The following is a 10,061-nucleotide window of genomic DNA, read 5'->3' on the forward strand; positions in this document are numbered from 1 at the left end:
ACAGAGTCTTGAACGAAACGGACATCGGCCTGCCCCATCGCCGTGTAAACGTCACGGTTCGAAGCGGTAGCCCATTCCTGGTTCGGTGAGGAGGTGTTTTGGGCGGGCCGGATCGGGCTCCAGCTTGCGGCGAAGCTGGCCCATGTAGAAGCGGAGGTTGCCGCTCGCGGTCTCGTAGCCGGGGCCCCAGACCTCGGTGAGCAGCTGGCGTTGGGACATGAGCTTGCCGGGGTGCCGGACCAGGACCTCCAGCAGATGCCATTCGGTCGGCGTCAGGCGGATGTCCTCGCCGGACTCCAACGTCACGCGCTTGGCCGCCAGGTCGACCGTCGCGCCACCGACCGTGACGACCGGCTGATCCTGGGCGATGTTGCTCCGCCGCAGTACGGCGCGCATCCGGGCGAGCAGCTCGTCGATGCCGAACGGCTTGGTCACGTAGTCGTCCGCGCCGGCGTCCAGCGCCTCGACCTTGTCCGTTTGGTCGGTACGCCCGGACAGCACGAGGATCGGCGCCTCGGTCCAGCCGCGCAGGCCGCGAATCACGTCGACGCCGTCGAAGTCCGGCAGTCCGAGGTCGAGGATGACCAGCTCCGGCGGGTTCTGCGCCGCCACCTTCAACGCCGCCGTACCACTGCCGGCCAGGTGGACCTCATACCCGCGCGCCTTCAGGTTGATCTGCAGAGCCCGCACGATCTGCGGCTCGTCATCAACCACGAGGACCCTCGTCATTCGCGTACCTCTCGTTCGCGGGCACCAGGGACCGGCGCGTCGGCTGGTTTGAGTGTTGCAGTCGGGATTGCGACCACCATCGTCAGGCCGCCACCAGGAGTGTCCTCCGGCTGCAGCGTGCCGTTCATCGCCTCGGTGAGACCGCGCGCGAGCGCGAGTCCGAGCCCCACCCCGACCGTGTTGTCCGTATCGCCGAGCCGCTGGAACGGCGCGAAGACCCGATCCCGGTCCTCCCGCGGAATCCCCGGCCCACGGTCGACCACCCGCACCTCCACCGAGTCCCCGAGCGCACTCCCGGTCACCAGCGGCGGCCGCCCGTCCGGCGAATACCGGATCGCGTTCGCCACCAGGTTCGCGATCACCCGCTCCAGCAACGCGGGATCCGCCTCGACCAGCGGCAGCGTGTGCGGAATGTCCACAGTCACGTTGTCGCCGTCGTCACCGAGCTCAGCCAGTACGCCGGGTATCACCTCGTCCAGCGCCATCGGTCGCGTGAAGATGGGCAGTACGCCTGCCTGCAGCCGACTCAGGTCGAGCAGGTTGTCGACCAACCGCGAGAGGCGATCGAGCGACTCGTCCGCCGTCTCCAGCAGCTCGGCCCGCTCGGATTCGCTCCAGTCGACGTCGTCGCTACGCAGGCTCGTCACCGACGCCTTCGCCGACGCCAATGGCGAGCGGAGGTCATGGCCGACCGCCCGGAGCAACGCCGTACGGAGTTTGTCCGCTTCGGCCAGGGGCTTCGCTTCCGCGGCGGCCTCGCTCAGGCGGGCCTTGTCCACCAGCGCGGCGGCGTGTGCGGCGAAGGCGCCGACCAGGCGGCGCTCGTCCGCGGCAAGTTGGCGACCTTGCAGGACGAGGACCAGATCGTCGCGGCCAGGGATCTCCGCATCGCCCTCCTCCGGTCGCGCGCAGGTCGTCGTACCGGCGCTGGCCAGGGGTCGCCAGACCTCGGTCAGCTCGTCGTTGTCCACCCGCTCCATCAGGCACGCACCGGTCATCCCAAAGGCCTCGCGAACCCGTTCCAGCAGGGCAGGCAGCGCGGTCTCACCACGCAGAACAGACCCGGCCAGCGTCGCCAGCGTCTCGGACTCGGCCGCGGCACGGGCCGCCTGCCTGGTCCGTCTGGCCGCCCGGTCGACCACCGAGCTCACCATCGCTGCGACCAGCACGAAGATCAGCAGCGCCAGCACATTGTTGAAGTCGGAGATCGTGAACGTGCGTGTCGGCGGAGTGAAGAAATAGTTCAGTACGACGGAGCCGACGACCGCAGTCATCATCGCCGGCCACAGTCCACCCACCAGCGCCACGACGACCACGGCGAGCAGGAAGGCCAGCACATTGCTGGTCAGGTTGAGGCTGTCCCCACCGAACCCGAGTACCACGGCAAGGACGGGCTGCAGAACGAGGCCGAGCACGAAGCCCTGGATCTTGCGCCGCCGCGACAGGCTGCCGCGCAACCGCGGCAGCCGGCCGCGGCCCATCTCGGCATGGGTGACGATGTGAACGTCGATGTCGCCGGAGTCGCGGATCGTGCTGGCGCCAATGCCCGGACCGGAGACGAGCGACGACACCCGGGACCGGCGGCTGCCGCCGAGGACCAACTGGGTGGCGTTCTCGGCCCGGGCGAAGGACAGCAGGGCCTCGGGGACGTTGTCCCCCACGACCTGGTGGTACGAACCGCCGAGGCTCTCGACGAGGTTGCGCTGTTCGGCGAGCCGCTTCGGGTTGGCGCCGGTCAGGCCGTCGGAGCGGGCGACGTGGACTGCGAGCAGGTCACCGCCGGACGACCTGGCGGCGATGCGAGCGGCACGCCTGATCAGGGTCTCGCCCTCGGGACCGCCGGTCAGCGCGACCACGACGCGTTCCCGGGCTTCCCAGGTCGAGTCGATGTCATGTTGAGCGCGGTACTGCTGCAGGCCGGCGTCCACCCGGTCGGCGAGCCAGAGCAGTGCGAGTTCGCGCAACGCGGACAGGTTGCCGACCCGGAAGTAGTTGCCCAGGGCAGCATCGACCTTGTCGGCGGCGTAGACGTTGCCGTGCGCCATCCGCCGGCGCAACGCCTCGGGCGTCATGTCGACCAGCTCGATCTGGTCGGCGGCCCGGACCACCCGATCCGGGATCTTCTCCTGCTGCGGTACGCCGGTGATCTTCTCGACCACGTCGTTGATCGACTCGAGGTGCTGGATGTTCACCGTCGAGATCACGTCGATCCCGGCGGCCAGCACCTCCTCGATGTCCTGCCAGCGCTTCTCGTTCCGGCTGCCCGGCACGTTGGTGTGCGCCATCTCGTCGATCAGCGCGACCTCGGGCCGGCGCGCCAGTACGGCGTCCAGGTCCATCTCGGTGAAGCTGGCGCCGCGGTAGTCCATGATCTGCCGCGGCACCAGCTCCAGACCCTCGATCATCGCGGCGGTGTGCGGCCGGCCGTGGGTCTCGACGAAGCCGATCACCACGTCGGTGCCACGGTCCAGCCGTCGCTGACCCTCGCCCAGCATCTTGTAGGTCTTCCCGACGCCGGGCGCGGCACCCAGGTAAATCCGCAGATGCCCGCGATTACTCATGCTTCCACTCTCTCAGAGTGCGGCCAGGGCGTTGTTGAGCGTCACGACGTTCACGCGAGGCTCACCGAGGAACCCGAGCGTCCGGCCCTTGGTGTTCTCCTTGACGAGCTTCTGGACTTCAGCCACGGACAACCCACGTTCCCGAGCGACCCGATCCACCTGAATTGCGGCGTACGCCGGGCTGATGTCCGGGTCGAGGCCGCTACCGCTGGCGGTCACCGCGTCCGGCGGCACCTGGGAGGGATCGACGCCGTTGAGCTCCGCGACCTCCTGCCGCCGCTGGTCGATCAGCTTGACCAGCTCCGGACTGTTCGGCCCGTACTGTGAGGCCGCGCTGCCCATCGCGTTGTAGTCGACCGCGGACGGCCGAGTCTGGAACCACTGCTTGCCGTAGGTCTGGCCGATGAGGTCGGACGCGACGTCCTTGCCGTTGACCTTGACGATCGAGCCGTTGGCGTTGCCGTGGAACAGCGCCTGTGCCGCGCCGGTCATCACCAAGGGATAGATGATGCCGAGGGCAACGGTGAAGACCAGTAGGGCCCGGATTGCGACCCCGAACTGCCGGACCGAGCCGGGGAGATTGCTTGCCATGACCAACTACCTTTCAGCGGATCCCTGGGATCAAGGAGATCACCAGGTCCAGAAGTTTGATCCCGACGAACGGGGTGATCAGGCCACCAACGCCGTACACCAGCAGGTTGCGGCGCAGCATCGCGGACGCCGACGACGGCTTGTACCGGACGCCACGCAGCGCCAGCGGCACCAGCGCAACAATCACGAGCGCGTTGAACACGATCGCCGACACGATCGCCGACTCCGGCGAGTGCAGGTGCATGACGTTCAGCTTCGCCAGGCCCGGGTAGGCCGCGGCGAACAGGGCCGGCAGGATGGCGAAGTATTTCGCCACGTCGTTGGCGATCGAGAACGTGGTCAGCGAACCGCGGGTGATCAGCAACTGCTTGCCGATCTCAACGATCTCGATCAGCTTGGTCGGGTTGGAGTCGAGGTCGACCATGTTGCCGGCCTCCTTCGCGGCCGACGTACCGCTGTTCATCGCGACCCCGACATCCGCCTGGGCCAGCGCCGGCGCGTCGTTCGTGCCGTCGCCGGTCATCGCGACCAGCCGGCCGCCCTCCTGCTCCTTCTTGATCAGCGCCATCTTGTCCTCGGGCGTCGCCTCGGCCAGGAAGTCGTCGACCCCGGCCTCCTCGGCGATCGCCTTCGCGGTCAGCTGGTTGTCGCCGGTGATCATCACGGTCCGGATGCCCATCGCGCGCATCTGGTCGAACCGCTCCCGCATGCCTTCCTTGACCACGTCCTTGAGGTGGATCACGCCCAGCGCCCGGGCGGTGCCGTTGATGCTCTCGGCAACGACCAGCGGCGTACCACCGGAGGCGGAGATGCCGTCGACGACCTCGCCGAGCGCGGGGTCCGTCGTACCGCCCTGGCCGTGGATCCAGGCGTTGACCGCCCCGGCCGCGCCCTTGCGGATCTGCCGGCCGTCCACGTCCACGCCACTCATCCGGGTCTGCGCGGTGAACTCGACGAACGTTGCATGCGGCAACTCTCCGGTGTGCCGCTCCCGCAGCCCGTAGCCGTTCTTCGCCAGTACGACGATCGACCGGCCCTCCGGCGTCTCATCGGCCAGGCTGGACAACTGCGCCGCGTCGGCCAGCTCGGTGTCCGTCACACCGTCGACCGGGATGAACTCCGACGCCTGCCGGTTGCCCAGTGTGATGGTGCCGGTCTTGTCCAGCAGCAGCGTGTTCACGTCGCCCGCGGCCTCGACCGCCCGGCCCGACATCGCCAGCACGTTGCGCTGGACCAGCCGGTCCATTCCGGCGATGCCGATCGCGGACAACAGCGCGCCGATCGTGGTCGGGATCAGGCAAACCAGGAGCGCGACCAGGACGACAACGCTCAGGTTCGTGTGAGCGTACGCCGCGAACGTCGGCAGCGTGACCGTGGCGATCAGGAAGACGATCGTCAGGCTGGCCAGCAGGATGTTCAGCGCGATCTCGTTCGGCGTCTTCTGCCGGGACGCGCCCTCGACCAAGGCGATCATCCGGTCGATGAAGCTCTCCCCCGGCTTGGTGGTGATCTTCACGACGATCCGGTCCGACAGCACCTTGGTACCACCGGTGACGGCACTGCGGTCGCCGCCGGACTCGCGGATCACCGGCGCGGACTCACCCGTGATGGCCGACTCGTCGACGCTGGCCACACCCTCGACCACGTCACCGTCACCCGGGATGATTTGGCCGGCCTCGACCACGACCAGGTCGCCCAGTCTCAATGCGGTCGCCGGCACCTCTTCCTCGCCACCGTCGCCGGTGAGCCGGCGGGCGGTGGTCTCGGTCTTCGCCCGGCGCAGAGTCTCGGCCTGGGCCTTGCCCCGGCCTTCCGCGACCGCCTCGGCCAGGTTGGCGAAGACGACGGTCAGCCACAGCCAGACCACGATCCACCAGACGAACACGCTGGAGTTGGTGAAGGCCAGGATCGTGGAAGCGACCGCGCCCACCTCGACCACGAACATCACCGGGTTCTTCACCATCACCCGCGGGTCGAGCTTGCGCAGCGCGTCCGGCAAAGAGGTGAGCAGCATCTTCGGGTCGAACAGGCCCGATGAGGCGCGTTTCGGAATCGCCGCCGATGCAGGTGCGGGCGGCTTCAACAGCGTGGTCACAGTCCCTCCGCGAGGGGTCCGAGAGTGAGTGCGGGGAAGTAGGTCAGGCCCGTCACAATCAGTACGACGCCGATCAGCATCGTCACGAACAAGGCCTTGTGGGTAGGCAGCGTGCCCTGAGTTATCGGGACCGGCTGCTGCTGGGCGAAGGAGCCGGCCAGCGCCAGCACCAGCACCATCGGCACGAACCGGCCGAGCAGCATCACCAGCCCGAGGGCGGTGTTGTAGAACGGGATGTTCGCGCTGATACCGCCGAAGGCGCTGCCGTTGTTGTTACCGGCCGAGGTGAAGGCGTACAGGACCTCGGAGAAGCCGTGCGGGCTGTCGGTGTTGAAGATCGACGCCCGCGCCACCGCCAGACCCATCGCGATCGACGCGCCGGCCAGCACCAGCGTCGGCGTGGTGAGGATGTAGAGCGAAACCAGCTTCATCTCGCGCGCGGTGATCTTCTTCTTGAGGTACTCCGGGGTCCGGCCGACCATCAGGCCCGCGACGAAGACCGTGAGTACGGCGAGCACGAGCATGCCGTAGAGGCCGGTGCCGGTCCCGCCTGGCGACACCTCGCCCAGCATCATGTGGAAGAGCGCCGTACCGCCGCCGAGTGGGGTGAACGAGTCGTGGGCGGAGTTCACCGCGCCGGTCGACGTACCGGTGGTCGAGGATGCGAAGAGCGCGGACGCCCATTCGCCGAAGCGGGTTTCCTTGCCTTCCATCGCCGCGCCGGCGGCCTGAGTCGCCGTACCGGCGCCCTGGGTCTCGAAGAAGGTGGCGGCGAAGGTGAAGGCGGCCCAGATGGTGCCCATCACGCCGAGGATGGCGTAGCCCTGCCGCTTGTCCTTGATCATCAGGCCGAAGGTGCGGGTCAGCGCGACCGGGATCACCAGCAGCAGAAAGATCTCGAACAGGTTCGACAGCGGGTTCGGGTTCTCGAACGGGTGGCCCGAGTTGGCGTTGTAGTAGCCGCCGCCGTTGGTGCCGAGCTCCTTGATGATCTCCTGGCTGGCGACCGGGCCGCCTGGGATGGTCTGCGTCTGGCCGACCACTGAGGTGACCTCGTGCCCGCCGGAGAAGTTCTGTACGACGCCCATCGCGACCAGCACCAGGGTGCCGACGACTGCGATCGGCAGCAGGATCCGTAGCGTGGTCCGGGTCAGGTCGACCCAGAAGTTGCCGAGCCGGTCGGTCTTGGACCGGGCGAAACCGCGGATCACCGCGATCGCGACGACGATGCCGACGGCCGCGGAGAGGAAGTTCTGTACGGCGAGCCCGGCGAACTGGACCAGGTGGCCCATCGTCTGCTCGGGCGAGTACGACTGCCAGTTGGTGTTCGACACGAAGGACGCGGCCGTGTTCCAGGCCAGGCCGGACGGGACGCTCGGCAGCCCCAGCGACAACGGCAGGTAGTGCTGCAGCCGCTGCAGCAGATAAAGCAGTACGACGCTGATGGCCGAGAACGCGATCAGCGAGCGGGCGTAGACGGCCCAGGTCTGGTCGGCCTTCGGGTCGACGCCGAACAGCTTGTAGGCGCCGCGCTCGATCCGCAGGTCCTTGCCGGACGAGTAGACCCTGGCCATGTAGCCGCCGAACGGCCGGTAAGCAGCGGCCAGGAGCGCGACGAGAAGGCCGACCTGTAACAGGCCGGCTGCGGTGTCGGACATCAGAACCTCTCGGGGAAGATCAGGGCGGCGACTAGGTAGAGGACCAGCGCCACGGCGACCACGAGACCGGCGATGTTTTCGGCGCTCACAACTTCTCCACTCCACGCAGCGCGAACCAGACGGCCGCGAAGACGACGACGGTCAGGGCCAGGTAGCCCACGTCAGTGCTCATGGGTTCAACTGCACACCGCTGACTGCCGGGTCAGGAGTGTTCTCACAGGCCTCTCACACCGGCACGCAGACCTCTGACGGCGCTCTGACGGGCGTGTCTCGTGGGTCTCACCGAACTCATAGCGGACACGACTTCGTCTACGGCCGCTGAGTCCGCATACTTACGGCTGGCAACCACTGCCCCACAGATGGACCGCCCCTGACTCCTGCGTATTTTCTTCCACCAGCCAGCGACAGCTGGCACCCAAAAGACGAGAGACGAACAACCAAGTGACTGATGTTGAAATCACCGCCCCTGTTGAGCAGTTCTTCTCCGCCGAGACCCGGGAGGCGCTCGCTGAGGCGAGTCGCCGGCTGGCGGAGCGGCTCCAGGCGCACACCGAGGCGCTGCTCGCGATGACGGGTGAGGACCAGACCGCCCTCTACGAGCAGAACGCGGCCCTCGAGGAGCTCGTCGAGAGCTGGAACGACGCCGTCTTCGAGCACACCGGCACCGCGCCGCTGCTGCTGGACGACGACGTACAAGAAGAGGACGACGAGGAGGTCGAGCAGGACCAGGTGATCAGCGTGGTGTCGCGGTTCGACCTGCGCGTGGTCGACCTGGACGCGCTGCTCGAGGCCGGCCGGGCGGCGCAGGAGCGGCACCCGGCCGAGCTCGACGAGAGCGCCGAGGCCGAGCCGGTGGACTCGGCCGAGCAGGCGATCTACGAGATCAGCCGCGAGGTCGGTGAAGCCTGGTTCGAGCTGCCCGGGATCGAGATGGTCGCCGGCGCCCGGGCGTACGTCGTACCGGAGCAGCCGTTCGAGCCGCTCGACGCCGACGCCGAGGACGTCGTCACCGAACTCATCGCCCCGAACGGCGTCGCGACGCACGCCGAGACCTGGGCTTAGACGAGTAGTTCACCATCCAGCACGGTGACTGCCTGGCCTTTGAGGTAGACGCGGTCGGCGGCTGAGGTGACGCGGACGACCCCGCCTCGGGCGGACGCCTGGTACCCGACCAGTTCGTCCCGCCCGAGGCGCTCGGCCCAGTACGGCGCCAGTCCGGTGTGCGCGCTGCCGGTCACGGGATCCTCGGGGATACCGCTGCCAGGAGCGAAGAATCTCGAGATGAAGTCGTATTCCGCGCTCGGGGCGGTCACGGTGAGGCCGCGGATCCCCTCCCGCCGGGTGATCGCCGCGACGGCCTCCAGATTGGGCTCGAGGTCGCGGACCGTCTGCTCGTCGGGCAGTACGACGAGCAGGTCGCGCAGCTCGCCGGTGATGTAGACAGCCTCCGGCTCGACCCCGAGCGCGTCGCTGAGGCCGTCCGGGACCGCGACCGCGATCGGCCGGTTGACCGGGAAGTCGAGTGTGATCCAGCCGTCGTCGACTTCGGCGATAAGCACCCCGCTGAGCGTCGCGAAGCTGACCTTCCCGGTCACCAGCCCGTCCGCGGCCATCGCGTGCACGGTCGCGAGGGTCGCGTGCCCGCAGAGGACGACCTCCTTCGCCGGCGTGAACCAGCGCAGGTCCCAGTCCGCCTCGCCGTCCGGCGCCGGCTTGGCGAAGGCGGTCTCGGAGTGCTTCATCTCGGCCGCGACCGCCTGCATCCACGCCGCGTCCGGCCATTCCCCCGCCTCGAGCAAGCACACCCCGGCCGGGTTCCCCCCGAACGGACGATCAGCAAACGCGTCGACAACCCGAATCCTCATGCGCCCGACGCTAGAACCGCCGTACGCCCGAATCCATAGCCACTTCCCCACCCAGTGGCCACCATCATTTTGATGGCTGTCCTGCTCGGTGTGGGTCGTCGTTCGTTCAACTCGGCCGCGATACACGGGTAGCTGCCCGGAATCCCCGCGCGATCACCGCCGGACCGGTCCCGCGCGGGTTCGGGGACCGCTACCCACCCGAATCGACAAGCCAGGCTCCCCAGTCACTCCCGAGTCGGTGCGGGACATCGCGGTGAACGACCACCTTGTGCACCCCTCGACCATCGCGCGGCGGCGTGTCGTGGTCGAACCGTGCACAACGTGGGCACGACACCCCGAACACCACCCCGGCGCCACCCGGTCGACCGCCGCCGCAGCTGGTGGGACCGACGGCGGAGGGTTTTGCCCCGATAGGGCGCCTCATTTGATAGGTCCACCCACCGAATGGTGGGTTCCCCGGCGGTATTCGGGCGGGGAACCCAGGCGGGCTCAAGGAGTGATTGCAACACCTTTCGGTTGAAGGGGTGTTGTGATGGGTGCTCGTGGTGGTCGTCCTCGGTTG

Annotated in this window: 8 protein-coding genes; 1 reads left to right on the top strand and 7 read right to left on the bottom strand. The window is 67.9% G+C overall.

Translation table 11 applies throughout. From position 1 onward, the window contains the following. Positions 1-51 precede the first annotated feature (51 nt). Genes EV646_RS34575 through kdpF form a run of 6 tightly spaced genes read right to left on the bottom strand, consistent with a single transcriptional unit; the run spans position 52 to position 7,723 of the window. Positions 52-729, bottom strand: coding sequence for a response regulator (locus EV646_RS34575; protein WP_132156240.1), 678 nt, complete (start codon positions 727-729; stop codon positions 52-54). Further along, positions 726-3,290 carry a sensor histidine kinase gene (locus tag EV646_RS34580; protein ID WP_132156242.1) on the bottom strand — a complete coding sequence of 855 codons (2,565 nt, stop codon included), beginning with the start codon at positions 3,288-3,290 and terminating at the stop codon, positions 726-728. Before EV646_RS34580 ends, EV646_RS34575 begins: the two co-directional genes overlap by 4 nt. Positions 3,291-3,302: 12 nt before the next feature. Continuing rightward, complete coding sequence (gene kdpC / locus EV646_RS34585; RefSeq protein ID WP_132156244.1) at positions 3,303-3,881, bottom strand: potassium-transporting ATPase subunit KdpC; 579 nt, start codon at positions 3,879-3,881, stop codon at positions 3,303-3,305. Between the two features lie 13 nt (positions 3,882-3,894). Next, positions 3,895-5,976 (bottom strand): potassium-transporting ATPase subunit KdpB, encoded by a 2,082-nt coding sequence (kdpB, locus tag EV646_RS34590; protein WP_132156246.1) that lies wholly within the window; start codon positions 5,974-5,976, stop codon positions 3,895-3,897. After that, entirely contained in the window at positions 5,973-7,634 is a 1,662-nt protein-coding gene (gene kdpA, locus EV646_RS34595; protein WP_132156248.1) for a potassium-transporting ATPase subunit KdpA, read from the bottom strand. The genes kdpB and kdpA overlap by 4 nt, the downstream gene beginning before the upstream one ends. After that, the gene (gene kdpF / locus EV646_RS34600; RefSeq protein ID WP_131363646.1) at positions 7,634-7,723 is read right to left on the bottom strand and encodes a K(+)-transporting ATPase subunit F; all 90 of its coding nucleotides are present in this window, start codon (positions 7,721-7,723) and stop codon (positions 7,634-7,636) included. The genes kdpA and kdpF overlap by 1 nt, the downstream gene beginning before the upstream one ends. A 352-nt stretch (positions 7,724-8,075) precedes the next feature. On the opposite strand from kdpF, the gene EV646_RS34605 reads away from it, so the two are divergent. Further along, a complete protein-coding gene (locus EV646_RS34605; RefSeq protein WP_241996520.1) occupies positions 8,076-8,696 on the top strand; it encodes a hypothetical protein in 621 nt (206 codons plus the stop codon). Here the strand turns inward: EV646_RS34605 and EV646_RS34610 are convergent. Continuing rightward, complete coding sequence (locus tag EV646_RS34610; RefSeq protein ID WP_132156252.1) at positions 8,693-9,499, bottom strand: PhzF family phenazine biosynthesis protein; 807 nt, start codon at positions 9,497-9,499, stop codon at positions 8,693-8,695. The genes EV646_RS34605 and EV646_RS34610 overlap by 4 nt on opposite strands. Between the last annotated feature and the right edge of the window lie 562 nt (positions 9,500-10,061).

Origin of the sequence: Kribbella antiqua, from assembly GCF_004345665.1 — a bacterium.
In the GTDB taxonomy this organism is placed as follows: Bacteria; Actinomycetota; Actinomycetes; order Propionibacteriales; family Kribbellaceae; genus Kribbella; species Kribbella antiqua.